This is a genomic window from uncultured Halomonas sp. (genome assembly GCF_947501415.1).
Lineage (GTDB): Bacteria > Pseudomonadota > Gammaproteobacteria > Pseudomonadales > Halomonadaceae > Halomonas.
This window is the reverse complement of the sequence record NZ_CANMVL010000017.1, coordinates 69,134-95,544: the sequence shown is the minus strand read 5'-3', so window position 1 is coordinate 95,544 and position 26,411 is coordinate 69,134. Positions and strand designations below refer to the sequence as shown.

The 26,411-nt window shown below is 64.3% G+C and carries 29 protein-coding genes and 1 tRNA gene; 7 read left to right on the top strand and 23 right to left on the bottom strand.

The annotated features are described in order from the left end of the window. Positions 1-45: 45 nt before the first annotated feature. Together dbpA and Q0894_RS12220 are read right to left on the bottom strand one after the other, a co-directional pair. Complete coding sequence (gene dbpA / locus Q0894_RS12225; protein ID WP_299235726.1) at positions 46-1,479, bottom strand: ATP-dependent RNA helicase DbpA; 1,434 nt, start codon at positions 1,477-1,479, stop codon at positions 46-48. A 268-nt stretch (positions 1,480-1,747) separates the two neighbouring features. Then, positions 1,748-2,140, bottom strand: coding sequence for an HIT family protein (locus tag Q0894_RS12220; protein ID WP_299235723.1), 393 nt, complete (start codon positions 2,138-2,140; stop codon positions 1,748-1,750). Positions 2,141-2,335: 195 nt separating this feature from the next. On the opposite strand from Q0894_RS12220, the gene Q0894_RS12215 reads away from it, so the two are divergent. The 3 genes from Q0894_RS12215 (at position 2,336) to Q0894_RS12205 (ending at position 4,366) form a co-directional block, all read left to right on the top strand. Continuing rightward, positions 2,336-2,653 carry a hypothetical protein gene (locus tag Q0894_RS12215; protein WP_132045174.1) on the top strand — a complete coding sequence of 106 codons (318 nt, stop codon included), beginning with the start codon at positions 2,336-2,338 and terminating at the stop codon, positions 2,651-2,653. 126 nt (positions 2,654-2,779) lie between these two features. Further along, positions 2,780-3,730: an LD-carboxypeptidase gene (locus tag Q0894_RS12210; protein WP_299235721.1), complete on the top strand. Its 951-nt coding sequence runs from the start codon at positions 2,780-2,782 to the stop codon at positions 3,728-3,730. Between the two features lie 249 nt (positions 3,731-3,979). Continuing rightward, on the top strand, positions 3,980-4,366 hold the full coding sequence (locus Q0894_RS12205; RefSeq protein ID WP_299235719.1) for a septal ring lytic transglycosylase RlpA family protein: 387 nt from the start codon (positions 3,980-3,982) through the stop codon (positions 4,364-4,366). On the opposite strand, the gene Q0894_RS12200 is transcribed toward Q0894_RS12205, so the two are convergent. Further along, on the bottom strand, positions 4,359-4,991 hold the full coding sequence (locus Q0894_RS12200; RefSeq protein WP_299235716.1) for a LysE family transporter: 633 nt from the start codon (positions 4,989-4,991) through the stop codon (positions 4,359-4,361). The genes Q0894_RS12205 and Q0894_RS12200 overlap by 8 nt on opposite strands. A gap of 126 nt (positions 4,992-5,117) precedes the next feature. Here Q0894_RS12200 and Q0894_RS12195 point away from each other — a divergent pair, with 126 nt between their 5' ends. Next, entirely contained in the window at positions 5,118-5,987 is an 870-nt protein-coding gene (locus tag Q0894_RS12195) for a LysR family transcriptional regulator ArgP (protein WP_299235712.1), read from the top strand. A gap of 5 nt (positions 5,988-5,992) precedes the next feature. On the opposite strand, the gene Q0894_RS12190 is transcribed toward Q0894_RS12195, so the two are convergent. Both Q0894_RS12190 and yghU read right to left on the bottom strand, forming a co-directional pair. After that, the gene (locus Q0894_RS12190; RefSeq protein ID WP_299235709.1) at positions 5,993-6,409 is read right to left on the bottom strand and encodes a thioredoxin family protein; all 417 of its coding nucleotides are present in this window, start codon (positions 6,407-6,409) and stop codon (positions 5,993-5,995) included. Continuing rightward, positions 6,402-7,283, bottom strand: a complete 882-nt coding sequence (gene yghU, locus Q0894_RS12185) for a glutathione-dependent disulfide-bond oxidoreductase (protein ID WP_299235706.1) — start codon at positions 7,281-7,283, stop codon at positions 6,402-6,404. Before yghU ends, Q0894_RS12190 begins: the two co-directional genes overlap by 8 nt. Before the next feature lie 240 nt (positions 7,284-7,523). Between yghU and Q0894_RS12180 the strand changes: the two genes are divergently transcribed. Next, positions 7,524-8,060 carry a GspH/FimT family pseudopilin gene (locus tag Q0894_RS12180; RefSeq protein ID WP_299235704.1) on the top strand — a complete coding sequence of 179 codons (537 nt, stop codon included), beginning with the start codon at positions 7,524-7,526 and terminating at the stop codon, positions 8,058-8,060. 124 nt (positions 8,061-8,184) lie between these two features. Here Q0894_RS12180 and Q0894_RS12175 read toward each other — a convergent pair whose 3' ends face one another. The 16 genes from Q0894_RS12175 to rplU form a co-directional block, all read right to left on the bottom strand. Continuing rightward, complete coding sequence (locus Q0894_RS12175; protein ID WP_299235702.1) at positions 8,185-9,288, bottom strand: PilX N-terminal domain-containing pilus assembly protein; 1,104 nt, start codon at positions 9,286-9,288, stop codon at positions 8,185-8,187. After that, a complete protein-coding gene (locus Q0894_RS12170; protein ID WP_299235699.1) occupies positions 9,285-9,995 on the bottom strand; it encodes a prepilin-type N-terminal cleavage/methylation domain-containing protein in 711 nt (236 codons plus the stop codon). Before Q0894_RS12170 ends, Q0894_RS12175 begins: the two co-directional genes overlap by 4 nt. Continuing rightward, positions 9,995-10,429, bottom strand: a complete 435-nt coding sequence (gene pilV / locus Q0894_RS12165) for a type IV pilus modification protein PilV (RefSeq protein WP_299235696.1) — start codon at positions 10,427-10,429, stop codon at positions 9,995-9,997. The genes Q0894_RS12170 and pilV overlap by 1 nt, the downstream gene beginning before the upstream one ends. After that, positions 10,426-10,866 carry a GspH/FimT family pseudopilin gene (locus Q0894_RS12160; RefSeq protein WP_299235693.1) on the bottom strand — a complete coding sequence of 147 codons (441 nt, stop codon included), beginning with the start codon at positions 10,864-10,866 and terminating at the stop codon, positions 10,426-10,428. The genes pilV and Q0894_RS12160 overlap by 4 nt, the downstream gene beginning before the upstream one ends. 6 nt (positions 10,867-10,872) lie before the next feature. Next, positions 10,873-11,289 carry a type IV pilin protein gene (locus Q0894_RS12155; RefSeq protein ID WP_299235690.1) on the bottom strand — a complete coding sequence of 139 codons (417 nt, stop codon included), beginning with the start codon at positions 11,287-11,289 and terminating at the stop codon, positions 10,873-10,875. A 288-nt stretch (positions 11,290-11,577) separates the two neighbouring features. Next, positions 11,578-12,531, bottom strand: a complete 954-nt coding sequence (gene ispH / locus Q0894_RS12150; RefSeq protein WP_299235687.1) for a 4-hydroxy-3-methylbut-2-enyl diphosphate reductase — start codon at positions 12,529-12,531, stop codon at positions 11,578-11,580. A 59-nt stretch (positions 12,532-12,590) separates the two neighbouring features. Then, entirely contained in the window at positions 12,591-13,052 is a 462-nt protein-coding gene (fkpB, locus tag Q0894_RS12145) for an FKBP-type peptidyl-prolyl cis-trans isomerase (RefSeq protein WP_161424024.1), read from the bottom strand. 150 nt (positions 13,053-13,202) lie between these two features. Next, entirely contained in the window at positions 13,203-13,718 is a 516-nt protein-coding gene (gene lspA, locus Q0894_RS12140) for a signal peptidase II (RefSeq protein ID WP_299235679.1), read from the bottom strand. After that, positions 13,711-16,554, bottom strand: a complete 2,844-nt coding sequence (gene ileS / locus Q0894_RS12135; RefSeq protein WP_299235677.1) for an isoleucine--tRNA ligase — start codon at positions 16,552-16,554, stop codon at positions 13,711-13,713. The genes lspA and ileS overlap by 8 nt, the downstream gene beginning before the upstream one ends. 10 nt (positions 16,555-16,564) lie before the next feature. After that, entirely contained in the window at positions 16,565-17,665 is a 1,101-nt protein-coding gene (ribF, locus tag Q0894_RS12130; RefSeq protein ID WP_299235675.1) for a bifunctional riboflavin kinase/FAD synthetase, read from the bottom strand. Between the two features lie 256 nt (positions 17,666-17,921). Further along, positions 17,922-19,445, bottom strand: a complete 1,524-nt coding sequence (gene murJ / locus Q0894_RS12125) for a murein biosynthesis integral membrane protein MurJ (protein ID WP_299235818.1) — start codon at positions 19,443-19,445, stop codon at positions 17,922-17,924. A gap of 183 nt (positions 19,446-19,628) precedes the next feature. Continuing rightward, entirely contained in the window at positions 19,629-19,895 is a 267-nt protein-coding gene (gene rpsT / locus Q0894_RS12120) for a 30S ribosomal protein S20 (protein WP_132044187.1), read from the bottom strand. A 384-nt stretch (positions 19,896-20,279) separates the two neighbouring features. Next, positions 20,280-21,419 (bottom strand): glutamate 5-kinase, encoded by a 1,140-nt coding sequence (gene proB, locus Q0894_RS12115; protein ID WP_299235673.1) that lies wholly within the window; start codon positions 21,417-21,419, stop codon positions 20,280-20,282. Between the two features lie 87 nt (positions 21,420-21,506). Further along, a complete protein-coding gene (gene cgtA, locus Q0894_RS12110; RefSeq protein WP_132044183.1) occupies positions 21,507-22,694 on the bottom strand; it encodes an Obg family GTPase CgtA in 1,188 nt (395 codons plus the stop codon). Positions 22,695-22,792: 98 nt separating this feature from the next. Then, positions 22,793-23,050, bottom strand: a complete 258-nt coding sequence (gene rpmA / locus Q0894_RS12105) for a 50S ribosomal protein L27 (RefSeq protein ID WP_132044181.1) — start codon at positions 23,048-23,050, stop codon at positions 22,793-22,795. Positions 23,051-23,082: 32 nt separating this feature from the next. After that, a complete protein-coding gene (gene rplU / locus Q0894_RS12100) occupies positions 23,083-23,394 on the bottom strand; it encodes a 50S ribosomal protein L21 (RefSeq protein ID WP_132044179.1) in 312 nt (103 codons plus the stop codon). Between the two features lie 259 nt (positions 23,395-23,653). Between rplU and ispB the strand changes: the two genes are divergently transcribed. Beyond that, the gene (ispB, locus tag Q0894_RS12095; protein ID WP_299235669.1) at positions 23,654-24,652 is read left to right on the top strand and encodes an octaprenyl diphosphate synthase; all 999 of its coding nucleotides are present in this window, start codon (positions 23,654-23,656) and stop codon (positions 24,650-24,652) included. A gap of 81 nt (positions 24,653-24,733) precedes the next feature. Then, a tRNA-Pro gene (locus Q0894_RS12090) sits at positions 24,734-24,810 on the top strand. A gap of 267 nt (positions 24,811-25,077) precedes the next feature. On the opposite strand, the gene Q0894_RS12085 is transcribed toward Q0894_RS12090, so the two are convergent. Next, positions 25,078-25,641, bottom strand: coding sequence for a PIN domain-containing protein (locus Q0894_RS12085; RefSeq protein WP_299235667.1), 564 nt, complete (start codon positions 25,639-25,641; stop codon positions 25,078-25,080). Continuing rightward, positions 25,641-26,093, bottom strand: a complete 453-nt coding sequence (locus Q0894_RS12080; RefSeq protein WP_132044173.1) for a helix-turn-helix domain-containing protein — start codon at positions 26,091-26,093, stop codon at positions 25,641-25,643. Before Q0894_RS12080 ends, Q0894_RS12085 begins: the two co-directional genes overlap by 1 nt. Between the last annotated feature and the right edge of the window lie 318 nt (positions 26,094-26,411).

Here is a 26,411-nt window from a genome sequence, read left to right as displayed (position 1 = left end):
CCGGCTTATCGAAGCGAGCGGCCGAGCCGATCGGGCGAGCCGCCATCAACGGCTGATGCGCCGGGCGCGAAAGCTGCGCCCCTTGATCTTGCCGTTGGCCAGCCGCTCGAGAGCCTGGTCGGCCACCTCGCGGCGCACCGCCACATAGGCGCTGTTGGCCAGCACCTTGATCTTGCCCACCTGGTCACCGGCCAGCCCCGCCTCTCCGGTCAGGGCGCCCAGGATATCCCCCGGGCGCACCTTCTGCTTCTTGCCGCCGCCAATCTGCAGGGTCGTCATGGGCGGCACCAGCGGCTCACGGGAGAGCACCGAGCGCGGCGGCAGGCTGGCCTCCTCGAGGGGCTCGCCGAGAAAGTCGGTGAGGCGCTCCAGGCGGTAGCCCTCGCCCTGGCCGACCAGGGTGCAGGCGATCCCCGCGCTGCCGGCCCGGCCGGTGCGACCCACGCGGTGCACATGCACCTCCAGGTCCCGGGCGATATGGTAGTTGAACACCGCATCCAGCTCGGCGATATCGAGCCCGCGTGCCGCCACGTCGGTGGCCACCAGGATCGAGGCGCTGCGGTTGGCGAACAGCACCAGCAGCCGGTCGCGGTCGGGCTGCTCCAGGTCACCATGCAGCGCCAGTGCCCCGAAGCCCGCCGCGTTGAGCGCCTGGGCCACCTCATCGGTCTCGCGCTTGGTATTGCAGAACACCACGCTGGAGGCCGGGCGGAAATGCAGCAGCAACCGACACAGCCCCTCGAGGCGCGCCTCGTCGCCATCGGCGACCCGGTAGACCCGCTCGTGGATGCTGCTGGCGTCGTGGGTCTCGGCGACCTCGACCCTCAGCGGCTGGCGCAGCATCGCCTCGGCCACGGGGCGCACCGCATCGGAGAAGGTGGCGCTGAACAGCAGCGTCTGGCGGCTGGCCGGCGTCTCGGCGACGATCGCCTCCAGGCTCGCCTGGAAGCCCATGTCGAGCATGCGATCGGCCTCATCCAGCACCAGGGCCTCGAGCCCTTCCAACCTGAGTGAGCCCTTGCGCAGATGCTCCTCTACCCGGCCCGGGGTGCCCACCACGATATGAGCGCCATGCTCCAGGGAGGCGAGCTGCGGGCCGAAGGGCGCACCGCCGCACAGGGTCAATATCTTGACGTTGGGCAGGCTGCGCGCCAGCCGGCGCAGCTCGACGGCCACCTGGTCGGCCAGCTCACGGGTCGGGCAGAGCACCAGCCCCTGCACTCGGAAATTCGAAAGGGTCAGCCGCGAGAGCAGCCCCAGGCCGAAGGCGGCGGTCTTGCCGGAGCCGGTCTTCGCCTGGGCGATCACGTCGCGACCGTCCAGGATCGGCGGCAGGCTCTCGGCCTGGATCGGCGTCATGGCGGTAAAGCCCAGCGAGGCGAGATTGTCGAGCAGCTCCGGCGCCAGCGGCAGCGCGGCGAAGGAGGCGTCGGAAGGGGTATCAGACAAGGGAGTATCCTGCAGAAAGAGGCGACCCATAACGAACGATAAGCCGGGTCGTAAACGAGCAATGGCACGGGCCGGCGGCAGGCGCCATTGGCCAGATAGAGAAGGAGTTGAATGACGACAGGATAACAGAAAGACCGCCCCGACACCGCTTGAGCTCTTGATCGACGCAGGGCTATCGCAGCTACCGGAATTAGGGGGCGCTGGGGACAAGCCGATGAGGAGCTCCGCTCCCTCTCCAGCCTTTCCTCGGCGCCTCTCGCTTGATACAGGCGCGAACAGGCCAACGCTTATAGGGAACTCAGCCCAGCGCGGCGCGCAGCTTCTCGGCGGCCGCCGCCAGATCGGCCGAATCGGCCATGGGCAGGTTCTCCACCTGGATATCGCTCATCTCATCCAGCGGCGTCAGATGGATATGCACATGGGGCACCTCCAGGCCGACGATCAGCATGCCCACCCGCTCACAGTGGAAGGCCTTCTTGATCGCCTTGGCCAGGCGCCGCGAGACCGTCATCAGGTGCTGGTAGAGCGGCTCGGGCAGGTCATCCCAGTGGTCGACCTCCTCCCGGGGAATCACCAGCACATGGCCGGGCTTCATCGGCTGGATGGTCATGATGACCACACACTGGTCATCCTCGTGAACGAAGTGTCCCGGGATCTCGCCCTGCATGATGCGGGTAAAGATGCTGGCCATGCTGCTCTCCTGACGATGACGATAATGGATGCTTGTGACTCAGTAGCGGTGCGGCAGACAACCCACGGGGCGAGTCACGACTAACGTCGCTTACCGCGACACCGGCGATCCAGTATGCTGGACGAGGCAGTACCGCACGACCAAGGAGCAGAATACACGATCGATCCCGCAATCCAAGCCAGCACGGAGGTTCACATGAAGGTCTATAAACCTGAATGGCGGTGCACGTTTAGCGTAAACGAAGGCGTGGATGAAGCAGCCGGCTGGAAGGCACGCATCGCCTGGCGCCTGCGCGATGTCGCCGACCGGCTCGAAGGTGGCGGTAGAACGTTGAAAGTCGACTGCGATGTGGTCCCGGCAGTAAGCCGGGAGGAAGTGGATACCTGTCTGGGCAAGGGCTTCGCCGTGACCCAGGGCCTGCTCACCCAGCTCGCCCACCAGGCGGCCTGCGAGGACGTAATGCGTGATGCCAAGGCAGAACTGTTCGAAGAGGAGAACGCCTCGCGACACTGAGGCCTGCGCGACTCCTTCACACCCCGGGCACCGCTCGGGGTGTTTTCGTTTCAGCCCGGGTGACGAGATGCGTCGACGCGCCCTCCATGCCATCCTAGAGGCTTTTCCAGCCGCCGGACCCTACCCATGTCGCTTGCCATCAGCCTGATTGCCCCTTCATCGGTCACCGACGACGCCGCCATCGCACGCGGCATTCGTGGGCTGGAGTCGCTGGGTGTCAGAGTGCGCTGCCCCGAACCGCTGCAGCGGCCCTGTCGCTACCTGGCCGGTTCCCGCGAGTGGCGGCTGGCCCAGCTACATGCCGCTTATGACGACCCCGAGACCCAGGCGGTCTGGGCGATCCGCGGCGGCTACGGCGCCGCCCAGCTCCTCGACGGCATCGACTGGACCCGGCTGGCCGCCAACCCCAAGCCCCTGGTGGGCTACTCCGATGTCACCGTGCTGCTCGACCACTGGCACCGCCACGGCCTGCCGGCGATCCACGGCCCGGTGGTCAAGGCCGCGAGCGGCCTGCTCGAGGCCGAACACACGGCCGACGATGGGGAGACCGAAAGCGAGGCTGCCAGCGAGGCCGCAAACGAGGCAGGTCACGAAGAGCACCGGGTAGTGCATCAGCAGTTCACCGAGACCCTGGCACTGATTCAGGGGACGACAGCGCTCGACTACCCAGTTGCCGCCTGGGGCGAGGCCCCCGCCACGCTCTCAGGCCCCCTCGTCGGCGGCAACCTCACCACCCTGGCAAGCCTCACGGGCACCCCGGCCGCCTTCCAGGCACCGCCTGGGGCGCTGGTGATCCTCGAGGACGTGGGGGAACCCTGGTATCGCCTGGAGCGGGCCCTGTGGCAGCTGGTGCAGGGCGGCGCCCTGGACCGTGCCGCCGCCGTCTGTCTGGGTACCTTCGAGGGCTGCCCGCCCTGGGGCGACGAATGCCTCGAGGCGATCCTCGCCGCGACCCTGGCGCCATTGGGCATCCCGCTCTATCACGGCCTGCCGATGGGCCATGGACTGCACAACCGCCCCTGGCGTTACGGCGCCAGCGGGCGGATCCACCAAGGGCGTCTCAGCGTGGCGAGCTGACTGGCAGTCGGCCTGTGCCAGCGCTTTCCTACTCTACAACGGGGCTTTTATATAAGATTGTCGCGATCATGCAGGCATCGGTAACCATCTTCGCGATTTCCTACCTCCCTCTTGCCTCCCCACTCCACTGGCGGTTATTATTTGTGCGCTGCAGCGGGGAGGCTACCCTTGGTCATACCGCACCGTGCTGACTCACGTGGGATCGTGAAAAAGCACACACTGCCCAGCGAGAACCGTGAGGAAACACCGATGAGACCCCAATCCCGCCTGATGCTGACCTGCTGCCTGGCAGGCCTGCTGACCCTCGGCACTGCTGCCAACGTTCATGCTCATGACGCCAGCGCCGAGACTCAGCAGGGATACGCCTCCTTCTATGCCGACAAGTTCCAGGGCCGCACCACGGCCAGCGGCGTGCCGTTTGACCAGAACCAGCTTACCGCCGCCCATCGCCACCTGCCCTTCGGCACCGAGGTGGTGGTAGAGCGCCCGGATACCGGCCAGGAGGTCACGGTCGTGATCAACGATCGCGGCCCCTTCGTAAGGGGCCGCATCATCGATCTCTCCAAGCGTGCCGCCAGGAAGCTGGGCCTTATCAACCGCGGCGTGGCCCCGGTGATCATCACTCAGATCAATTGATTCCCGCCATGGCGGTCGGCATGGCCGCCCCGCTCGCCAGCTGAATCGCGATGGCGGCCATCATCACGCCGATGGCCCCGTCGATGGCCCGCCACGCCACCGGCCGTTTCAGCCAGGGCGCCAGCGCCGCCCCTCCCCAGGCCAGCAGGCTGAACCACAGGATCGATGCCGACCCCGCCCCGGCCAGGAAGCCGGCGGTGCTGCTCTGCTGTGCCCCCACCGCCGGAATCAGCAGCAGGGTATCCAGGTAGACCTGGGGGTTGAGCAGGGTCACCGCCAGGGTGGCCAGGATCACCCGGCGACGCCCCGGCGGTGCCTGGGCCTCGCCATCCAGCCCCTGGCGCCCGCTGACGGCACGCCACAGGGCCTGGGCAGCCAGCCAGCCAAGAAACAGCACCCCGGCCCAGCGCATCACCTCCATCGCCTGGGGCACCGCCAGCAGCAGCGCACTGATGCCCAGCATGCCGGCACTCAGCAGCAAGAGATCGCTGGTCATGCACAGCCCGGCCGACCACCAGTGGTGCTGACGACGCACCGCCAGCCCCAGCACATAGGCGTTCTGGGCACCGATCGCCATGATGATCCCGCCGCTAACCACCAGCCCGGTCAGATAGCTCTCCAGCATCTCCCTGCTCCCATGTCGTTATCGATGGCGGCCAGCCTAGCCGATGCCAGCCATACGCAAAAATCATCCTGTTAATGCCGCATCAGTTCTGCTTATGATGAGCCAAATATTGGCCGGATACATGGAATGCTGGATTACAAGCTGCTGGAGGCCCTGGCGGCCGTGGTGGAGTGTGGCGGCTTCGAGCGCGCCGGCGAGGCGCTGGGGCTTTCGCAATCGGCGATCTCCCAGCGCATCCGCACCCTGGAGATACGCCTGGGGCAACCCGTGCTGGTGCGCACCCCGGCGCTGGCCCCCACGCCGGTGGGTCGCCAGCTGCTCAACCATGCCCGACGCGTGCAGCTGCTCGAGCGCGACCTGAGCCGGGCGCTGCCTACCCTGGAGAGCGAGGCGCCCCGCCTGCGCATCGCGGTAAACGCCGACAGCCTGGCCACCTGGTGGGCCGAGGCCGTCGGGGCGCTGTGTCGGGAGGAGGGGGTCGTCCTCGATCTGGTGGTGGAGGATCAGGAGGTCGGCCTGCGCCGCCTGCGCGACGGCGATGTGGCCGCCTGCCTGTGTGCCAGCCCGCAGCCCATCGCCGGGGCCCGCGCCCTGCCCCTGGGCCGGATGAGCTATCTGCCGCTGGCCACGCCCACCTATCGCGAGCGCCACTTCTCGGCGGGCCTTGCCGCCGAGGCCTTTCGCCAGGCGCCGGCCATCGTCTTCGGCCCCAATGACCAGCTGCAGCACCGTTTCCTCGCTCAGTGCGGCTACCATGGCCCCTTTCCCTACCATCTCTGCCCCGCTTCGGAGGGCTTCGTCAGGCTGGCCCTGGCCGGCATGGGCTACGGCATGATCCCGCGCATGCAGGTAGAGAGCCGGCTGGCGACCGGCGAGCTGGTAAGCATTGCCCCGGGGCAGGCGCTGGAGGTGCCGCTCTACTGGCACAGCTGGCGCCATAGCGGTCAGCTGATCGAGCGGCTGAGCGAGGCGTTGGGCGCGGTCACTCTGGCCTGATTATCTCAGGCCGGATTTCCCTTGTGGTAGGGGCGCTCGATCGCGCGATGCAGCGTCGCCAGCGAAAAGGCCCGCACGAACTCGTCGAACGGGCGGCCGTCGAACCACAGCCGAATCACCGGCAGGCTGAACACCTGACGCTGGGCACACACCGACTGCCCCTCGCCCTGGCAGTCCACATAGACGCCCCGCATGGCGGGAAATGACTCGGCCAGCATCGCCTCGATGCGCGGCTTGATCGCCTGACACACCCCACAGGCCGGGCCGCCATAGAGCACCAGCAGCGCCGGAGACTCCGCCTCCAGCGCCGCCAGCTCCTCCAGGTAGGAGACAGGGCGCAGCGCACGTGGCTCGCCCTTCTCACTCAGCTCGCCCTTCTCACTCGGCTTGCCCTTCTCACTCGGCTTGCTCGACTTACTCATCGTCACCGTCGGCGAGCTTGTCCTGGGTGCGGGTGGCGAAGTCCTCGGCCGCGTGACGCTCATGGAGCTGCATCTCAGGCTCGCCGAAGGTGCGATTGACCATGCGCCCGCGCTGCACCGCCGGGCGCTCGTCGATTTCCCGGGCCCAGCGCACCACGTGGGTATACTCCTGCACCTGCAGGAACTCGCTGGCATCATAGAGCCGCTCCAGCACCAGCTGGCCATACCAGGGCCAGGTGGCCATGTCGGCGATGGTGTAGGTGTTGCCAGCCAGGTAGCGGTTCTCGGCCAGATGGCGATCCAGCACATCGAGCTGGCGCTTGGTCTCCATGGCGTAGCGGTCGATGGGGTACTCGAGCTTCTCTGGCGCATAGGCGTAGAAGTGCCCGAAGCCGCCGCCCAGGAAGGGGGCGCTGCCCATCTGCCAGAACAGCCAGTTCAGGGTCTCGGTACGCGCGACGTGATCGCTCGGCAGAAACTCACCGAACTTCTCCGCCAGGTAGAGCAGGATGGAGCCGGATTCAAACACCCGGGTGGGCGGCGTGGTGGAGTGATCCATCAGCGCCGGGATCTTGGAGTTGGGATTCGCCTCGACGAAGCCACTGCCGAACTGGTCGCCATCGCCGATGCGGATCAGCCAGGCGTCGTACTCGGCGTCTCGATGCCCCAGCGCCAGCAGCTCCTCGAACATCACCGTGACCTTGACCCCGTTGGGAGTGGCCAGGGAGTAGAGCTGGAAGGGGTGCTCGCCCACCGGCAGCGCCTTCTCATGGGTCGTCCCGGCGATCGGGCGGTTGGTGCTGGCGAAGGCGCCACCGCTGGGATGCTCCCACTTCCACACCTTGGGCGGCACGTACTGATTCTGTTCGCTCATGCTGACTCCTGGTTGCGAAGCCGCCCCGATCATCGGCGACGGCGTGTGAGCCTCCGACAAACGATAGCGGGTTAAGGTTTCGGATTCGAGCCGCCGAGCCCGCCAGCCACCATGAATCACGCATAAGCGTGGTGGCAACCGCTTACAACCGTGGTAGGAAAAGACCGACAACGTGCCGAAGGCGCTTGGCTAAGGTGAAAGAATCACTGCGGGTCAGGGAACCACTCCCGGGAGGGCCCCATGCGCCCCATCGCGTCACCATCGGCCGGCCTGACCTCGCACCACGGCTTTACGCTGATCGAGCTGATCGTGGCCATCGCCGTGCTCGCCATCATGGTCACCTGGGCGGTGCCAAGCTTCCAGCAGTTTACCGCCCGCAACGAGGTTGCCGCCGAGGTGATGCGCCTCAAGAGTGCGCTGGCGATGACCCGCAGCGCGGCCATTACCCGCCGCGGCACCGTTACGCTATGCCCGAGTGTGGATATGCGCCAGTGTGCGATCAGCAACAACGCCGAGGGCAAGGCGTGGCTGGCTACCCTGGTTGTTTTCGAAGGACGGGGCGAGCTCGGAGATACCCTGCTGCGCACACTAGGCGAGAGCCGATTGCCCGCCCTCACCTATCGCAATGATAATCGCCCGGTGCGCTACAGCGCCCTGGGCAGGGCTGGCGGCTACTTTGGGTCGTTTCGGCTCTGCGGCCGCCGGGACGAGGGTGCCAAGATCATCGTCAATATCATGGGGCGTGTGCGAGTGGATTCGAAGCGGCCCGAGTGTTGAGCCATTGTAAAGCTAGTCACAGTGTTATATCGAGGAACAGCTCCCCCTAACACACTGTAAACAGCTACGGATCATAGGTAAAAAATAAAAAATCTCTAAAAACCACCTCACTTAAAGTGCATAATTACTTCCAACTTTCTATACCCCAACCACCTACACCACCACCTCCACCATTACCCCCTCCACCGGCGCCACCAAAAAACTCATCTAAGGTAACCCCCCCAGACGAAAGCGCGGCCTTTACCACATCACTATCAAACCATACAGTACCTTTATTACCTCCTCCATTGAGTTTAGCCTTTTTAACCTCGCCTAGCTCATCTGCATCCCAACTCGCATCATCTATCTCATTATCCCCCAAGTTCAAAACAATTAACACGCCCTGAATATCAGCATTACCACCAACCTGCACATCACCATCAAGAACAATATGAACACCTTCAAGCGTTCCGTTACCAGTATGCTTTAGCCCCTTATCATAAAAGCACAGCCCTGAACATGGATTTTTCTTTGCGTCCTTCTTGCTAGTTACTGAGTTATTATCATACATTCTTTTAATAAGGTCCAACCTATCTTGAACAGAGCTTGAAAAATAGCCTGTATTACTTTCTGTCAAAGCTGCTTTCGACCCAATCTTAACAACACTTTCTTTAGTATAACTTGACAGCCCGAACTCTATCATGAAAGAAGCCACAGACACTGCCTCACCATCATCATTAACATACTCGCCCTCTGAAACCTCGCTAGCCGAAGAGCTTGGCAGTTGAAGCGCACCGTCTTTAACATCACCAACAAGGCTAGTGGTTGCAAAATTCCCCATACCGGAACTAGGAGGAATAACTTTTACGACCAAAATATTGCTAGTAGCACCAGAACTCACAACCTCTCCAGCAGCAATAATATATTCTTCTCCCCCTTCTTTTACATATTTATAATAACACGCCACAGGAAGTTGACATTCACCGTCCTCTCCGTCACTCAAGTCAGACCAAGTCAAGCCCTCCAAGTCAGAAATTTCAGGAGCCTTATCCCAATCTGCGGACTCAATATTATCAAACCCCATCGATGCGGCCTCTTCGGCTGCCATCTGCGCCTGAGATTGCGCCTTGTAATTCCCTGCCAGCCGCTCATCGAGCTGCGATGATTGCATGCTAGTCAGGCCAACCATCAGCGATACTGTCAGCAGAGAAAGGACGACTATTAGCGCTGCGCCTTTTTGTCTACTCATACCTCGCACCCTCCCTTCCCAGGGCGAAATCCGTGATTCTTATGGTAGCAGCTATCACTGTACATTTTACTTCCATCCATATAATAACCAGGATTATCAGGATTAGGCGTAGTTGATGGGTTATGGCCACCGGCACCACCAGCACCAGCACCACCAGCACCACCACCGGCCTCACCACCCCCAGACTCGGCACCGCCTTTACTACCACCAGCTGCAGTAGTACGATCTACAGCAATAAACTTTATAGGATCTCGACTGCCATCCACACTCTCCAACTCAAAATCAAAAGTTGTCACAGCGCCACTTGATGTCGCCAACCCATAACTTGAGTTTGAAAAAAGAATGTTTTCTTCACTCGCACCCTGAGGCATCATCAACCCACCCACAAGCGCCTGAAAGTTGGCACCATCTTTTCTCTCAATTACAGCAGGCTCCTCGTTTTTATTGATCCGGGACAACCTATAATCCACAGATTCAAACTCTCCTCGCCTTACCTCTCTAATCAAATCCTCGGTAAGGAAGGTGATAGCCGCTTGCTTTTCGCTAAGCAGCTCGACTTGACGGTTAGTCTGAAATACGGTTAAAAAAAGCTGGCCGGCACCTAAAATTATGATCAGACCAATCACCATGGCGACCATGAGTTCGACAAGCGAAAACCCGGAGGAAGATGACGGGACTCGGTGAGGAAAGCGTACATCCGGCATCATCAATTAATCTCCGGCAGTCGAAACTTATAGACAAACTCACTAGCGGCATCACTCAAGCGCTCTTCTTTCCAACTCACGACGGCCTGATACTCGCACTTAGGAAGGTCAGAGCCACTTCCATCCTTGTCTCTAATCACACTGCCAGCATCCGCAAACGGAGCCATATCGGGAAACCAATGCCCCTTCCAATCTGTCGATACTTGAGCAATATCCGAAGGGCACTCTTGATCGGATGAAAACTCCTTCCAGACTCGCTCTTGGGCATCGACGGCGATCAAGGTGGCATAGGAGCGCTGATAGGCAGCATGGGCTCCTTGCAGGGACTTGAGCTGCATGGCTGCCACACCCAGCATGCCGATGGACAGCACCAGCAGGGCAACCAGCGCCTCAATCAAGGTAAAACCGCGCAGCCTGTTGGAAGAAAGGCCCATCATGAGCCACCTCCCGCTCGCCCCATGGGGCTGATATTGATGGTGCGGTCATCCACTTCCGAGTACGCATTGCTTAGTGTCAGAGTGCAACCCGAAGAGCAGGAGCCTGTCGGCTTGCCAAGGGAGCCAAAGGTAACCGAAAAGTCCTTGGTCAGCCAGGTACGCTCGTCTCTTCCAGTGCGAATACGAATATCACCACCATCTGACACTTTATACTCCCAGGGCTTCGACTGAGACACCGTAAAGGTTACATTCTTGCGTTTCTTTATGGCCTCGCTTCGAGCATAGTTGATACCAGAGAGCACTTCATTATAGTCCGAGGCAACATGGCTCACTGCCATCATGCGCTGAAACCCCGGCACCGCCACAGTCGTCAAGATAATGGCAACGGCGATGGTTACTATAAGCTCAATAAGCGTAAAACCTCGCTCAACTTTCATAATTCCTTACCAACAAGCATCGGGGCCACGCGTTCCATCACTTTTCACCCATATCTTTTTGCAATTAGAAGGTACTCGTGATCCATTTATTGCCTGCAGCTTGAAAGAAGCAGAGGGATCACCATCAAATTCAATTGTTGGGTAGACATTTTCAGGTGAAGAGGTCGTCTTGAGACAATCCTTCTTGTAGGTGTACTCCTTCGTATAACAACGCTCCATCTCACTAGCAGCCTGCATCAGACCTGCCTGACCATCAGACAGCCGGCTACGCTCTACATACTGTTGATAACTCGGATACGCAATCGACGCCAAGATGCCGATGACGGCGACCGCAATCATCAGCTCGATAAGACTGAAGCCGGCGCTGTGCCGGGCAGTGCCTGCCGGACGCCGGGGAGTGCGTTGAGAGGTGTCGATGATCACGCGTGACGTCTCCCTACGAGTGATGTATTTGTTTCAGTATGTATCAAGAGGCGAGACTCCGGTAGGGTGATGGACCAAAAATGTCATGCTGCCAGGGTGAGCGCCATCCTGCACATCTGCCATGATGGACTAGGCGCTGAGGCGCTGCTGGCTATCGGGCATGATCGTCACCCCTGCCCCCCATACCCGTGCAATGCGCCCATACCCCTTCCCGGGAGACAGAAACGCCGCCGTCTTTCGGGTGACGGCGGCGTTTCCGGCTTGGCGCGGGCGGTGATTGCGGCGCCGCTACTCGCTGACGATCACGCGCTCACGCAGCTCGCGGGGCATGGAGAAGGTAATGGTCTCCTCGCGGCCGGCGAGCTCCTCGGGGGCGCTGGCGCCGAGGCTCTTGAGCCGCTCGATCACGCCCTGCACCAGCACCTCCGGGGCGCTGGCGCCGGCGGTGACGCCGATGGCATTGACGCCCTCGAGCCAGGCCGGGTCGATCTGGTCGGCGTTGTCGACCAGATAGGCGGGGGTGCCGACCCGCTCGGAGAGCTCACGCAGGCGGTTGGAGTTGGAGCTGTTGGGGCTTCCCACCACCAGCACCAGATCCGCGCCGTCGGCGAGTTCGCGCACGGCGTCCTGGCGGTTCTGGGTGGCGTAGCAGATGTCATCCTTGCGCGGCCCCTGGATGTCCGGGAAGCGGGCGCGAAGGGCGTCGATCACCTTGGCGGTGTCATCCATGGAGAGGGTGGTCTGGGTAACATAGGCCAGGCGACTCGGATCCTTCACCTCGAGGGTGGCCACGTCCTCCTCATTCTCCACCAGATGAATGGTGCCGCCGAGGCTGGTGTCGTAGCGCCCCATGGTGCCCTCCACCTCGGGGTGGCCGGCGTGGCCGATCAGCACGCACTCCTGACCACGGCGGGCGTAGCGCAGCACCTCCAGGTGCACCTTGGTGACCAGCGGGCAGGTGGCGTCGAACACCTTGAGGCCACGCTGCTCAGCCTCCTCCTGAACGGCGCGAGAGACGCCATGGGCGGAGAAGATCACGATCACGTCGTCGGGTACCTCATGGAGCTCCTCGACGAATACCGCTCCCCGCTCGCGCAGGCTGTCGACCACGAAGCGGTTATGGACCACCTCATGACGCACGTAGATCGGCGGACCGAACACGTCCAGCGCACTGTTGACGATCTCGATGGCGCGGTCGACGCCAGCGCAGAAGCCACGGGGATTGGCGAGCCTGATTTGCATGGTGAAAAATCCTTGATGCGAAGCAGCATCAGTCTAGCTGATTGCCAGGGCGAAATGGCTTAGTGGGTAGTGGCCGGCACTACGTCGATGATCTCGACCTCGAAGGTCAGGGTACGCCCCGCTAGCGGGTGGTTGAAGTCCACGTCCACCTGCTCCCCCTCGATGGCGCTGATCACACCGGGCAGCTCGCCGCCGGCGGGGTCGGCGAAGGACATCACGGTGCCGATCTCCAGGGGCTCTTCACCGAAGTCCTCGCGCTTGAGGCGCTGGATGTTCTGCGGGTTGTGCTGGCCGAAGGCGTGCTCCGGGGTGATCTCGAAGGTGGCGCTCTCGCCGGCGCTCATGCCCTTCATGGGGTGTTCGAAGCCGGGCGGCAGGTTGCCGTCGCCCAGTTGGAAGGTGGCCGGGGCCTTGTCGCGGGTGGAGTCCACCACGGTGCCGTCTTCCAGCTTGAGGGTGAAGTGCAGGGTCACTTCCATGCCCTCGTCGATGCGGTGCTGCGGGCTGTTCTGGTCGGTCATGGGAATTGGGACTCGGTAAACAGGATTTCGGTTCGGTAATCTTGCTAGGGCCGGGTGGCACCGCCGGGGCGCCTTCGGCGCCATTCGGCGAAACGTCGCACCGCCGGCGGAGCCGGCCTCCTACAAATTCTCGCGGTTGTCTTGGGTGGCCTAGTCCCGGTGGCGGGCGCGACGCTTCTCGCCGAACACCGACTCCCAGATCAGCCCGATGGCGCCCAGGGTGATGCCGATGTCCGCCACATTGAAAGCGGGGTAATACCAGCCCGCCGCGTGGAAGGAGAGGAAGTCGACCACATAGCCGTGCACCAGGCGATCGTAGAGGTTGCCCAGGGCGCCGCCGATGATCATGGCCAGCGACGCCGCGAGCAGCGTCTCGTCACGCTTGAGCCGGCGCATCCAGAGCGTCAGGCCGATGCTGGCCCCCACCGCGATGGTGGCGAACAGCCAGCGCTGCCAGCCTGGGTGGCTGGCCAGGAAGCTGAAGGCCGCGCCGGTGTTGTGCAGCAGCGTCAGGTTGAAGAACGGCAACACCTCCACCGGCCGGGCGTACTGCAGCCAGGCAGAGGCGGCGTACTTGGTGGCCAGGTCGAGCACGACCACCGCCAGCGCCAGCCATAGCCAGCGCAGGGGCTGGTGCACCGGCGGTATGGGCGACACCTCACGCATAGTGACGCGTCTCGCCCGGGCCATCCGGCAGGTTGCTGATGCAACGGCCGCAGAGGTCGACATGCGCGGCGTGGCTGCCCACATCCTCGCGGTGGTGCCAGCAGCGCTCGCACTTCTGGTTCGGGCTCTCGTTGACGGCGACCCTGAGGCCCTCGAGCTCGGTGGCCTCGGCACCCTCGGGCGTTTCACCCTCGGCCAGCGGTGCCAGGCGCACCTCGCTGGTCAGCATCACGAAGCGCAGCTCGTCGCCCAGCTTGGCCAGTGTGGCATGCAGGGCATCGTCCACATGGAGGGTGACCTCGGCGGCCAGGCTGCCCTTGATCGCCTTGGCGTTACGGGCGTCTTCCAGGCACTTGTTGACCGCCTGCTTGACGTTGAGCACCTGCTCCCAGAAGTCGCGGCCCATCTCGGCGTCATCGGCCAGGGTCTCGAGCCCGGTGTAGTACTCCTCGAGCAGCACGCTGTCGCCGCGCGCCCCGGGGATATGCTCATGGATCTCCTCGGCGGTGAAGCTGAGGATCGGCGCCACCCAGCGCGAGAGCGCCTCGACCACATGATAGAGCGCGGTCTGGGCGCTGCGGCGCGCCACCGAGTCGGCCTGGGTGGTGTACTGGCGGTCCTTGATCACGTCCAGGTAGAAGCCGCCCAGCTCGCGGGCACAGAAGCCGTGCACCTGCTGGTAGACATCCAGGAAGCGATACTCCTCATAGGCGGTCTCGATGCGCGCCTGCAGCTGGGCGGCGCGGTCCACCACCCACTGGTCCAGGGCCAGCATCTCATCGAATGGCAGCGCGTCGCGCTGCGGCTCGAAGCCATTGAGGTTGGCGAGCAGGAAGCGCGAGGTGTTGCGGATACGGCGATAGACATCGGCAGTGCGCTTGAGGATCTCGTCGGAGACCGCCATCTCGCCGGAGTAATCGGTGGAGGCGGCCCACAGGCGCAGGATATCGGCGCCGAGCTTGTCCATCACCTGCTGGGGGGCGACCACGTTGCCCACCGACTTGGACATCTTGCGGCCCTGGGCATCCACGGTGAAGCCGTGGGTGAGCAGGCCACGGTACGGCGGGTGGCCGTCGATGGCGCAGCCGGTCAGCAGCGAGGAGTGGAACCAGCCGCGGTGCTGGTCGGAGCCCTCCAGGTAGAGGTCGGCGCGCGGGCCGCTCTCATGGCCGTGGGGGTGCGAACCCCGCAGCACATGGCGATGGGTGGTGCCGGAGTCGAACCACACGTCCAGGGTATCGGTGACCTTGTCGTAGTCGGCGGCTTCCTCGCCCAGCAGCTCGGCGGGATCGAGGCGGAACCAGGCATCGATGCCCTCGGCCTCGACGCGCTTGGCGGCCTCCTCCATCAGCTCGACGGTGCGCGGGTGCAGCTCGCCGCTGGCCTTGTGCAGGAAGAACGGAATCGGCACGCCCCAGTTGCGCTGGCGGGAGATACACCAGTCGGGGCGGTTGGCGATCATGCTGTGCAGGCGCGCCTTGCCCCAGGCCGGGGTGAAGCGGGTGGCCTCGATGCCCTCGAGCGCACGCTCGCGCAGGGTGCGGCCATCCTTGCCGGCCACGTCCATGCCCACGAACCACTGGGCGGTGGCGCGGTAGATCACCGGCGTCTTGTGGCGCCAGCAGTGCATGTAGCTGTGGGTGATCGGCTTGTGAGCCATCAGCGCGCCGACTTCCTCGAGCTTGGCAACGATCTGGGGGTTGGCCTTCCAGATCATCTGGCCGCCGAAGAACGGCAGGCTGTCGACGTAGACGCCGTTGCCCTGCACCGGGCTCTCGATCTCGTCGAAGGTCATGCCGTGGGCACGGCAGGTCACGAAGTCATCCACGCCGTAGGCCGGCGCCGAGTGGACGATGCCGGTGCTGCCCACCTCGCACTCCACGTAATCCGCCAGATAGACCGGCGACAGGCGCTCATAGAGCGGATGGCGGAAGCGGATGCCGTCGAAGGCCTCGCCACGGGCGGTGGCGATTACCTCGCCGCTCAGGCCGAAGCGCTCCAGGCACGACTCCACCAGCTCCTCGGCCAGTACCAGCAGCCGCTCGCCGGTGTCCACCAGGGCGTAGGTGAACTCCGGGTGCATGTTGAGCGCCTGGTTGGCGGGAACGGTCCAGGGCGTGGTGGTCCAGATGACCACCGCGGCCGGCTTGGGCAGCGCCTCCAGGCCGAAGGCGGCGGCCAGGCGGTCCGCGTCCTCGATCGGGAAGGCTACGTCGATGGCGTCGGACTGCTTGTCCTGGTACTCCACCTCGGCCTCGGCCAGCGCGGAGCCACAGTCGAAGCACCAGTTGACCGGCTTCAACCCCTTGAACACATAGCCGGCCTCGACCATGTCGGCCAGGGCGCGGATCTCGCCCGCCTCGTTGGCGTAGTCCATGGAGCGGTAGGGGTTGTCCCAGTCGCCGACCACACCCAGGCGAACGAAGTCCTTGAGCTGCTCCTGGATCTGCTCGGCGGCATACTCGCGACACAGCTCGCGGGCGCGCTCGGGCTCCAGCTGCTTGCCGTGGGTGGTCTCCACCTTGTGCTCGATGGGCAGGCCATGGCAGTCCCAGCCGGGCACGTAGGGGGCATCGAAGCCGGCCAGGTTCTTCGACTTGACGATGATGTCCTTGAGGATCTTGTTGACGGCGTGACCGATATGAATGCTGCCATTGGCGTAGGGAGGGCCATCGTGCAGCACGAACAGCTCACGACCCTGGCGCGCCTCGCGCAGGCGGTGGTAGATATCCTGCTGCTGCCACTGGGCCAGCCGCTCGGGCTCGCGCTTGGGCAGCATGCCGCGCATGGGGAAGTCGGTTTCTGGCAGGTTCAGAGTGGGCTTGTAGTCGCTCATATTCTGGGGATCAGCCGTCGTCATGGTCGGCGGAGATACCCGCCGAGGAATCGAGTGTCACGGCCTCGCGCGCCAGCGGCGCCGATGCCAGAGGAAGAGAATCATCGTTACCGAAGGTCTCGGGGTGCCGAGCGCTCTTAGCACCGGCTTCGGAGTGCCGAGAACCGTTAGCACCGGCTTCGGGGTGCTTAAAGAAGTAATCGCGAGCACGCTGCTGGTCGAGGCCGATCTGATGCTTGAGCGCCGCGAAGTCCTCGAACTTCACCTCGCCGCGCAGCTTGGCACAGGGCACCACCACCAGGCGCTCGCCATAGAGGTCACCGTCGAAGTCGAACAGGTGCACCTCGAGCACCGGCCGCACGCTGCCCACCGTGGGCCGCCAGCCGATATTGGCCACCCCCGGCAGGCGGCGACCATCGGGCAGCTCGGTCAGTACCGCATAGACCCCATGCAGCGCCAGGGAGCGCATCGGCTGGGGCAGGTTGGCGGTGGGCACGCCGATGGTGCGGCCAAGCTTCTGGTCGGCCACCACGCGGCCACCCAGACGATAGGGCCGCCCCAGCAGGCGTGCCGCGGCCTCGAAGTTGCCGCTGGCCAGCAGGGTGCGAATACGGCTGCTGGAGACCCGCTCATCGTCGATGGTGAAGGTGCGGGTATGCTCCACGCCGAAGCCTTCGGCCTCGCCCACCGCGGTCAGCAGATGAAAGTCGCCACGGCGGTCGCAGCCGAAGCGGAAGTCATCGCCCACCACCAGGTGGCGCACGCCCAGCCCCTGGATCAGCACCCGCTGGATGAAGGCCTCGGCGGTCAGGCTGCGCAGGGCATCGTTGAACGGCAGGCAGAGCACACGCTCCACCCCCGCCTCGCCGAGCAGCCGCACCTTGTCGCGCAGGCGGGTAAGCCGCGGCGGCGCCTGGTCTTCGGCGAAGAACTCGCGGGGCTGCGGCTCGAACACCACCACCGTCACCGGCAGGCCGAGACGCCGGGCCTGTTCGCGACACTGCTCGAGAATCGCCTGATGCCCACGATGGACGCCATCGAAGTTGCCGATGGTGGCCACGCAGCCACGATGCTCGTCGCGCAGGTTGTGCAGTCCTCGAATCACTTGCATGGCGTGCTGGAGCCCCGCTCGGCGTCGAATGGTGGTTAAATCGTCGATTATACCGGACAGACGGCCCCTTGACAGCCGGGGCGGGCTAGTCTTCAGCATCAGGCATGCCACAGAAGGGATGCTACGCATCGCGAGTGGCGACGCCAGGCGCCTCGGCGGTGCTGCCCACGCCCGCTACCGCCCGCCGAGGAGGCCTGCGGCCTCCATTCGCCCGGCTGAGCCGGCCTCCCACAATGATGCCGAGCTCGACACCAGCCTAGCCCTTCATCCTGAAGTGCCTGAGCCGCACCCCGGTGGCGGCCAGCCAGGCGAAGTAGAGGCCTGCACCGCCGATCACCAGCGCCGCCAGCCAGGCGACACGCTGCCAGACACCCCAGCCGAGCCACGCCTGCCAGTCGGGAGAGAACCACCAGAGGCCGAGCCCCATCACTGCGCAGCCACCCAGCAGCTGGACCGCATAGCGGCCCCAGCCGGGCTGGAACACCAGCACGCCCTGCTTCCTGAGCAGCCAGCCCAGCAGGCCGGCGTTCATGAATGCCGAGAGCGCGGTGGCCAGCGCCAGGCCGGCGTGGGCCAGGGGCCAGATCAGGATCAGGTTGAAGATCATATTGGCGACCATGGCGATGATGCCGACCTTCACCGGGGTCTTGGTGTCCTGGCGGGCGAAGAAGCCCGGCGCCAGTACCTTGATCAGCATGAAGGCCACCAGCCCCAGGGAGTAGGCGCGCAGGCTCATCGCCGCCATGGCGATATCGCGCTCGGTCATGGCGCCGTAGTGGAACAGCGAGATCAGCAGCGGCTCGGCGAGCAGGGCCAGGGCCAGGGCCGCGGGCAGCCCCAGCAGCAGCACGGTGCGGATCGCCCAGTCGAGCATGGCGCTGAAGTGCTCGCCGGACTGCTCGGCATGGCGGCGCGACAGGGCCGGCAGGATCACGGTGCCGATGGCGATGCCGAACACCCCCAGCGGCAGCTCCACCAGGCGGTCGGAGTAGTAGAGCCAGGAGACGCTACCCGCTGCCAGCAGCGAGGCGAGCACGGTATCCAGTAGCAGATTGATCTGCGATACCGAGACGCCGAACAGCGCCGGCACCATCAGCTTCATGATCCGTTTGACGCCAGCATGGGCGAAACTGGGCCAGGGCCGCGGCGCCAGCCCCAGCCGCACCAGAAAGGGCACCTGGAAGGCGAGCTGGGCCACACCGGCGATCAACACCCCCCAGGCAAGCGCCATGGCCGGCTCGCTCATCAGCGGGGTCAGCAGCAGCGCCGCCCCGATCAGCGAGAGATTGAGCAGCACCGGGGTGAAGGCCGGCACCGCGAAGCGGTTCCAGGTGTTGAGCACGCTGCCGGCAAAGGCCGTGAGCGAGATCAGCAGCAGATAGGGGAAGGTGAGGCGCAGCATGTCGGCGGTGAGCGCCAGCTTGGCCGGGTCACGACCGAAGCCGGGGGCGAACACCCATACCAGCCAGGGGGCGGCAAACATGGCCAGCGCGGTCAGCAGGAACAGCACCGCGGCCAGGCTGCCGGAGACGGCATCGAGCAGTTCGCGCACCTCGCGTCGGCTGCCCCGGGTGGCGTACTCCGAGAGCACCGGCACGAAGGCCTGATTGAAGGCGCCCTCGGCGAACAGCCGGCGCATGAAGTTGGGGATCTTGAAGGCGACGAAGAAGGCGTCGGCCCCCTGCCCCGCGCCGAACAGCGCGGCGATCACCACGTCACGCGCCAGCCCCATCACCCGCGAGAGCATGGTCATCACGCTGACCACCAGGCCCGAGCGCATCAGCCCGCCGCCCTTGGGGGCCACTACCCTGTCGTTCTCGTCCACCGCTGCCGGTGGCGCCTGTTCGCGATCCGCCACGTCTGTTCCTCGGCTTGATAACTAACGGCCACAAAAAAACCGGCCGCAGCCGGTTTTTTCACGAGATGCCGGCCAGTGGCCGGCTCTCGATGGCATCGGACAGGCTTAGGCAGCCAGGGCCTTGATGCGCTTGTTCAGGCGGCTCTTCAGGCGCGCGGCCTTCTTCTTGGAAAGCACGTCCTTGTCGGCGATGCGGTCGATGACCGGCTGCGCCTTCTGGAAGGCGGTCATCGCCTCGGCGTGGTCACCACCGTTGATGGCGGTGATAACGCGCTTGATGTAGGTGCGGACCATGCTGCGCTGACTGGCCTTCAGGACACGACGACCTTCGGCCTGACGGGCGCGCTTGCGAGCTTGCTTGCTGTTTGCCACTTGCTGTCTCCTTGGAGATTCTTCGCCGCCCGTGTAATGACGGCTGCGATAACGTATTGATCCGGCAGCAAAGAGTCATCTTTACCGCCGGTTTGGCCATCTGGCCGACCGCTGCTGGTGCGGCGATCGTTCACGGGCCGTGTCTGAGAGGATGGCGCATCCTACCATAGCCCGGGCGGGGCTTGCCATAGGTCCTGGTCTATAACACAGGGCTATCGCAGTAACCGACAGGTTGATAGCGAAAGGCGCCGGGGACAGGTCGGAGAGGGGGTCCGAGGACCAAGGATGGCCGAGGTAGCCTACACGGAAGTACTCGTAGCGCCCCCTCGACGGCCTGTCGCCGGAACAGCCTTAAGCGATGCTGCCACCTGCAATCACCCTGGCCTACAGCACCACCAGGTTGTCGCGATGAATCAGTTCCGGCGCTTCCATAAAGCCGAGGATCGCCTCGATCTGGTGGCTTGGCTGCCCGATGATGCGCTGCGCATCGTCGACCCCATAGTTGACCAGCCCCTTGGCCACTCGCTCGCCCTGCTCGTCGACACACAGCACCATATCGCCGCGCCGAAACTGCCCGGCCGCCGCCCTCACCCCGACCGGCAGCAGGCTGGAGCCGCTCTCGCGCAGCACCTTCACCGCGCCGGCGTCCAGGGTCAGGGTGCCGCGCACCTGGAGCTGCCCGGCCAGCCAGCGCTTGCGCGCCGCCATGGGGGCCTGATCGGGCCGCAGCAGGGTGCCCAGGCGCTCGCCATCGACCAGCCGAACCAGCACATCGGACTGGCGACCGCTGGCGATGGCGGTGACGGCACCGGAGCGCGCCGCCAGGCTGGCGGCGCGAATCTTGGTGGTCATGCCGCCACGCCCCAGCGCCCCGCCGCCGCCGGCCACGGCCGCCAGGGCCGGGTCGTCGGCGCGCCCCTCGGCGATCAGCCGGGCCTCGGGGTTCAAGCGCGGGTCGGCGTCGAACAGCCCCTCCTGGTCGGTGAGGATGACCAGGGCGTCGGCCTGCAGCAGGTTGGCCACCAGGGCCCCCAGGGTGTCGTTGTCGCCAAAGCGGATCTCGTCGGTGACCACGGTGTCGTTCTCGTTGATCACCGGCACCACCCGCAGGTCGACCAGGGTGCGCAGCGCCGAGCGTGCATTGAGGTAGCGCTTGCGGTTGGAGAGGTCATCGTGGGTCAGCAGCACCTGGGCGGTGAGCAGGTCATGGCGTGCGAAGTGGCCCTCGTAGCACTCGGTGAGGCCATTCTGGCCTACCGCCGCCGCGGCCTGCAGCTCATGCACCGCCGAGGGGCGCGCCTGCCAGCCGAGTCGCACCATGCCCGCGGCCACGGCGCCGGAGGAGACCAGCACCACCTCGATGCCACGCCGATGCAGCGTGGCGATCTGATCGACCCAGCCGCCGATCGCCGCCTCGTCGAGATCACGCCCGTCGTTGGTCAGCAGGGCGCTGCCGATCTTTACCACCACCCGGCGGGCGCCCTTCAGCGCCTCGCGACCCATCACCTGCTCGTCACTGTCCATTCGCTCATAACCCTGGCATCCATGGGGTCAGACCCCCAACCAGATGGGGTCTGACCCCATCGACTCCCGGCACCGACAAGAGCTCTCTCAGGGCGCGTATTCAACTTCGACATCGTAGTCGTCGTCATCGAAGTCATCATCGTCCTCGGCGGAGGGCTTGCGCTTGCGCCCCAGGCGCGCCTCGGTACGGGCCACTGCCTCTTCCTCCATGCGCTCGCGCATCTCGCGGGCGCGCTCGGCGGCCTCCTCGTCCTCGTTCTCCAGGCGGCGCTGCTCGGTGAGCCAGCGGTAGGCCGCCTGCACCAGCGCATCGGTGCCATCGCTACCGATCGCCGAGACACGGAACACCGGACCCTCCCAGCCCAGGCGACGCACGATCTCGTCGGCCGTGGCCTCGCGCTCCTCCGGCGGGAGCAGGTCGAGCTTGTTGAGCACCAGCCAGCGCGGCAGCTCGGCCAGGGCCGGCGAGAACTCGCCCAGCTCGTGGATGATCGCCTCGGCGGCCTCCACCGGATCGGACTCGTCGAAGGGCGCCACATCCACCACGTGGAACAGCAGCCGAGTGCGAGTCAGGTGCTTGAGGAAGCGCAGCCCCAGGCCGGCGCCATCCGAGGCACCCTCGATCAGCCCCGGCACATCGGCCATCACGAAGTGCTCGTGCATGCCGAGCTTCACCACCCCCAGGTTGGGCACCAGGGTGGTAAAGGGGTAGTTGGCCACCTTGGGCTTGGCCGCCGAGACGGCGCGAATCAGCGTCGACTTGCCCGCGTTGGGCAGGCCCAGCAGCCCCACGTCGGCCATCACCTTCATCTCCAGACGCAGGTTGCGGCGCTCGCCATCGGTACCCGGGGTGGTGCGACGCGGCGCCCGGTTGGTGGAGGACTTGAAGTGGATATTGCCAAGCCCGCGGCGGCCACCCTGGGCGACCAGCACCACCTGGCCGATCTCGGTGACGTCGGCGATCACCTCGAGGGTGTCCTCGTCGATCACTGTGGTACCCACCGGCACCTTGACGTGCAGGTCCTCACCGGCCTTGCCGCTCATCTGCCGACCCATGCCGGGCTGGCCGTTCTGGGCCTTGTAGAAGCGCTGGTACTTGAAGTCGATGAGGGTGTTGAGGGCGTCGTCACCGATCAGGTAGACGCTGCCACCATGGCCGCCGTCGCCGCCATCGGGGCCACCCTTGGGCACGTATTTCTCGCGCCGGAAGCTGAGGCAGCCGTTGCCCCCCTTGCCGGCTTCCACAATGATCGAGGATTCGTCGACGAACTGCATCTGTCACTCTCCAGGCTGCCTGTACCGCTTCGGCCGCCATAATAAAGACAAGAAGGCCCCGCCATGGCGGGGCCTTCTCGCGGCAAGAATCAGGTGTCTCAGGCAGAGACGACGCTGACGAACTTGCGGTTCTTCGGACCCTTGGTCTCGAACTTGACCACGCCTTCGTCCAGAGCGAACAGGGTGTGGTCCTTGCCGATACCGACGCCAGTGCCGGCGTGGAACTTGGTGCCGCGCTGGCGAACGATGATGTTGCCGGCGGTCACGGCCTGGCCACCGAAGAGCTTGACGCCAAGGCGCTTGGATTCGGAATCGCGACCGTTACGGGTAGAACCCGCTGCCTTCTTATGTGCCATGGTATAAACCTCCGTTCAGGGGGATGGACCGCTTAGGCGGAGATCCCGGTGATCTTGACTTCAGTGAACCACTGACGGTGGCCCTGACGCTTCATGCTGTGCTTGCGGCGACGGAACTTGATGATGGTGACCTTGTCGCCACGGCCGTGGGAAACGACCTCGGCAGAGACCTTGGCACCGTCAACCAGGGGCGCGCCGACCTTGACCTCGTCGTCGCTGCCGACCAGCAGCACTTCGTCGAAGTCGATGGACTCGCCGGTCGGGACTTCGATCTTCTCGAGCTTCAGGGTCTGGCCTTCCTGAACGCGGTACTGCTTGCCACCGCTCTTGATAACTGCGTACATGCTTTTCTCTCCAGGACTCATCGGGGTTGGGCTCTTCGTCGGCCTGCTTCGAGTGGCGCCCCTTTCGGCAACCATCTGACAGGGAGCGAGATGAGTGGGTCGCGAATTATAACGACAGGCGACCCGGCAGACAACCCGCGAGATGGGCGTTTCTGCCGCCGCCTTGACGCCCCCGAGGACGCCCCATAGCATGGCCGGCAATCCAAGGCCAGCAGGGGGCCGCCTCGCCCCGGCCCAACCGACTGTTGATACCGCCTACATGCCCATCCACGCTTCCGCTTCCGACACCGCCGCCCCCTCCCCGATCCACGCCGTCGTGGCCGAGGACTTCGCCGCCGTCAACCGCACCATCATGGCCAAGCTCGGCTCTCGCATCCCGCTGGTCGAGACCATCGGCCAGCACATCATCGTCAGCGGCGGCAAGCGCCTGCGCCCGCTGCTGGTACTGCTCTCGGCCCGCGCCCTGGGCTACCGGGACGACCGGCATATCACCCTGGCCGCCCTGATCGAGTTCATGCACACCTCCACCCTGCTGCATGACGACGTGGTGGACGAGTCGCACCTGCGTCGCGGCAAGGCCACCGCCAACGACGCCTGGGGCAACGCCCCCTCGGTGCTGGTCGGCGACTTCCTCTACTCGCGCTCCTTCCAGATGATGGTCGAGGTGGGCTCCATGCGCATCATGGATGTGCTCTCCTCCGCCACCTGCGTGATCGCCGAGGGCGAGGTGCAGCAACTCACCAATGTGGGCAACCCGGATATCGACGAGGCCGCCTACTTCGAGACCATCCAGGGCAAGACCGCCATGCTGTTCGAGGCGGCCAGCCATAGCGGCGCCATTCTCGCCGAGGCGACTCCCGAACAGGAGTCCGCGCTGCAACTCTATGGCCGTTACCTGGGCCTGGCCTTCCAGCTGATCGACGACCTGCTCGACTACCAGGGCGACGCCGAGGCGATGGGCAAGAACGTCGGCGACGACCTGGCCGAAGGCAAGCCCACCCTGCCGCTGATTCAGGCCATGGCCAAGGGCACCCCGGAGCAGACCAGGGTGATCCGCAAGGCGATTCGCCAGGGGGGGCTGGATCACCTGCAGGAGGTCCTGGAGATCATCAACGCCACCGGCGCCCTGGAGTACACCCGCCAGCGCGCCGTGGAGATGGCCGACCTGGCCCTGGCTCAGCTCGAGGCGCTGCCCGAAAGCCCCTACCGCGACAGCATGGCCGAGCTGGCCCACCTCGCGGTGGATCGCCAGGCATGAAAAGGCCTGGCGGGGTTGCATTTTCCCGCCATCTGCGTAAACTACGCTGCGTCGATCAGGGACACTCCTCGAAAACGACATCGGAGTATAGCTCAGCTTGGTAGAGCGCTGCCTTCGGGAGGCAGAGGTCGTAGGTTCGAATCCTGCTACTCCGACCAAGAACATCAGTAAAAACGGCCACTTAGCTCATCAGAGCGGTGGCCGTTTTGCGTTGCCAGCCTTCCAGGTTCCAAGCGCCAGGAAGTCGTCTGCGCAGGTTCCACAAGCGGCTGGGGGCAGCGCGATCACGCCTGCCATGCTCAACTCAGCGACTTCGCCAGCGAGGACGAGTGCCAAACCTGGCTGGCACAGCGGCTCAACCATTTCGTCAACGTTTCCCGCCCGCGGCTGAAGGCGATGGCCAGGCAAAGGAAGCCTGCTGACTGTTACAGGACCTCGATGAACTCTCGCAATCGGTCCGCCGTGACGATCAGACCACAGGCCGCCAGGGTGTCGAGGTACTCCTCGGCGCTTCTTGGCGACTTGCGCAGGCTGGCACGGTGGCGATGGACGGTCCTGAGCACCAGCCCCTCATTCAGCTCGAACTGCTGCTCCAGGAAGGTATCGGGATGGACGGCCTCGATACCGAAGCGGGCCAGGGTATCGGCCGGGAAGTCCTTCAAGTTGAAGGTGACGATCAATTGCGCCCCGGCGCGAATGGCTGCGGCCAGCACGTGGCGGTCGTCAGGGTCGGGCAGCTCGAGAGCGGGGATCAACGGCTCGTGCCCGGTGACCAGCGCATCCGGCACCGCCCGATTCATGAGCTTGACGGTTCGCGGCAGCGCTTTGGCAAGCTCTGGGCGATTATTGAGCAGGTTGCGCGTCCACTCGCCGTGAATCTGCTCGGTCCAGTGCGCCGCGTAGAGCCCCGAAGTAGCCAGTCTCATCAGCAGATCCCGAAAGGGTGCGGGGTAGAGCACGCAGGCGTCGTAGACGACCACGAAGCGCATCAGTAGCCCATATCCAGGTCCTGAGCCTGATCGGCCAGCTCCTGAAGGGCGGCCTCGGAGACCTCCTCCTGCTGGCGCTTGTAGGCCAACAGATCCTGCAGACGAATGCGACGGTGTGTGCCCACTCGGGAGAAGGGAACTGCACCCTCCTCGAGCAGCTTGACCAGGTGGGGCCGCGAGACATTGAGCATGTTGGCGGCTTCCTGGGTCGTCACCTCGGCATGGGTGGGGAGGATGGTCACGGCATTGCCCTGTGCCATCTCGGTCAGCAGGTCACGCAGCAGCACCAGCGCCTGACGGGGCAGCACCAGGTCCGCCCCATCCAGCTTGATATGCGCACGGTCGCTGTCGGGCCGCTCGCGTAGCAGCTGGCTAAGCTCGGTGGCGCTGGCCCTGGCCAGGTGGGTGAGCTCGAGGTTGTCGGGCACGGTATCTTGAGTGGCAACGTTCATGTCATGTCCTCCACGCAGCCCGCTACTGCAGGCTACCGTCTCGTGTTCTATCGGTACCTGTCAGGCTATTCGAAATAAACAAAAATCGCAATATCCGAAACAAGCTGCTGACCTGTCACCGGCATGCTGAGGGAAATGCATTCACACAGATAGCCACAGCATGGGAGGACCCGAAAACACGGATGCTGGAGAAGCCCTTCATCGACCAGTACTTCCTGAAGAGCGAGGACGTTAAACGGCCACTTAGCTCATCAGAGCGGTGGCCGTTTTGCGTTGCCGACGACTCCCGCCTGCCTCAAGCGGGGGTCATGTGATAGC

What these genes read in the sequence shown, in the direction of transcription:
- dbpA (WP_299235726.1), bottom strand. Translation starts at nt 1,479, where the DNA reads ATGGGTCGCCTCTTTCTGCAGGATACTCCCTTGTCTGATACCCCTTCC.
- Q0894_RS12220 (WP_299235723.1), bottom strand. Translation starts at nt 2,140, where the DNA reads ATGGCCAGCATCTTTACCCGCATCATGCAGGGCGAGATCCCGGGACAC.
- Q0894_RS12215 (WP_132045174.1), top strand. Translation starts at nt 2,336, where the DNA reads ATGAAGGTCTATAAACCTGAATGGCGGTGCACGTTTAGCGTAAACGAA.
- Q0894_RS12210 (WP_299235721.1), top strand. Translation starts at nt 2,780, where the DNA reads ATGTCGCTTGCCATCAGCCTGATTGCCCCTTCATCGGTCACCGACGAC.
- Q0894_RS12205 (WP_299235719.1), top strand. Translation starts at nt 3,980, where the DNA reads ATGAGACCCCAATCCCGCCTGATGCTGACCTGCTGCCTGGCAGGCCTG.
- Q0894_RS12200 (WP_299235716.1), bottom strand. Translation starts at nt 4,991, where the DNA reads ATGCTGGAGAGCTATCTGACCGGGCTGGTGGTTAGCGGCGGGATCATC.
- Q0894_RS12195 (WP_299235712.1), top strand. Translation starts at nt 5,118, where the DNA reads ATGCTGGATTACAAGCTGCTGGAGGCCCTGGCGGCCGTGGTGGAGTGT.
- Q0894_RS12190 (WP_299235709.1), bottom strand. Translation starts at nt 6,409, where the DNA reads ATGAGTAAGTCGAGCAAGCCGAGTGAGAAGGGCAAGCCGAGTGAGAAG.
- yghU (WP_299235706.1), bottom strand. Translation starts at nt 7,283, where the DNA reads ATGAGCGAACAGAATCAGTACGTGCCGCCCAAGGTGTGGAAGTGGGAG.
- Q0894_RS12180 (WP_299235704.1), top strand. Translation starts at nt 7,524, where the DNA reads ATGCGCCCCATCGCGTCACCATCGGCCGGCCTGACCTCGCACCACGGC.
- Q0894_RS12175 (WP_299235702.1), bottom strand. Translation starts at nt 9,288, where the DNA reads ATGAGTAGACAAAAAGGCGCAGCGCTAATAGTCGTCCTTTCTCTGCTG.
- Q0894_RS12170 (WP_299235699.1), bottom strand. Translation starts at nt 9,995, where the DNA reads ATGATGCCGGATGTACGCTTTCCTCACCGAGTCCCGTCATCTTCCTCC.
- pilV (WP_299235696.1), bottom strand. Translation starts at nt 10,429, where the DNA reads ATGATGGGCCTTTCTTCCAACAGGCTGCGCGGTTTTACCTTGATTGAG.
- Q0894_RS12160 (WP_299235693.1), bottom strand. Translation starts at nt 10,866, where the DNA reads ATGAAAGTTGAGCGAGGTTTTACGCTTATTGAGCTTATAGTAACCATC.
- ispH (WP_299235687.1), bottom strand. Translation starts at nt 12,531, where the DNA reads ATGCAAATCAGGCTCGCCAATCCCCGTGGCTTCTGCGCTGGCGTCGAC.
- fkpB (WP_161424024.1), bottom strand. Translation starts at nt 13,052, where the DNA reads ATGACCGACCAGAACAGCCCGCAGCACCGCATCGACGAGGGCATGGAA.
- lspA (WP_299235679.1), bottom strand. Translation starts at nt 13,718, where the DNA reads ATGCGTGAGGTGTCGCCCATACCGCCGGTGCACCAGCCCCTGCGCTGG.
- ileS (WP_299235677.1), bottom strand. Translation starts at nt 16,554, where the DNA reads ATGAGCGACTACAAGCCCACTCTGAACCTGCCAGAAACCGACTTCCCC.
- ribF (WP_299235675.1), bottom strand. Translation starts at nt 17,665, where the DNA reads ATGCAAGTGATTCGAGGACTGCACAACCTGCGCGACGAGCATCGTGGC.
- murJ (WP_299235818.1), bottom strand. Translation starts at nt 19,445, where the DNA reads ATGCGCTCGGGCCTGGTGGTCAGCGTGATGACCATGCTCTCGCGGGTG.
- proB (WP_299235673.1), bottom strand. Translation starts at nt 21,419, where the DNA reads ATGGACAGTGACGAGCAGGTGATGGGTCGCGAGGCGCTGAAGGGCGCC.
- cgtA (WP_132044183.1), bottom strand. Translation starts at nt 22,694, where the DNA reads ATGCAGTTCGTCGACGAATCCTCGATCATTGTGGAAGCCGGCAAGGGG.
- rpmA (WP_132044181.1), bottom strand. Translation starts at nt 23,050, where the DNA reads ATGGCACATAAGAAGGCAGCGGGTTCTACCCGTAACGGTCGCGATTCC.
- rplU (WP_132044179.1), bottom strand. Translation starts at nt 23,394, where the DNA reads ATGTACGCAGTTATCAAGAGCGGTGGCAAGCAGTACCGCGTTCAGGAA.
- ispB (WP_299235669.1), top strand. Translation starts at nt 23,654, where the DNA reads ATGCCCATCCACGCTTCCGCTTCCGACACCGCCGCCCCCTCCCCGATC.
- Q0894_RS12085 (WP_299235667.1), bottom strand. Translation starts at nt 25,641, where the DNA reads ATGCGCTTCGTGGTCGTCTACGACGCCTGCGTGCTCTACCCCGCACCC.
- Q0894_RS12080 (WP_132044173.1), bottom strand. Translation starts at nt 26,093, where the DNA reads ATGAACGTTGCCACTCAAGATACCGTGCCCGACAACCTCGAGCTCACC.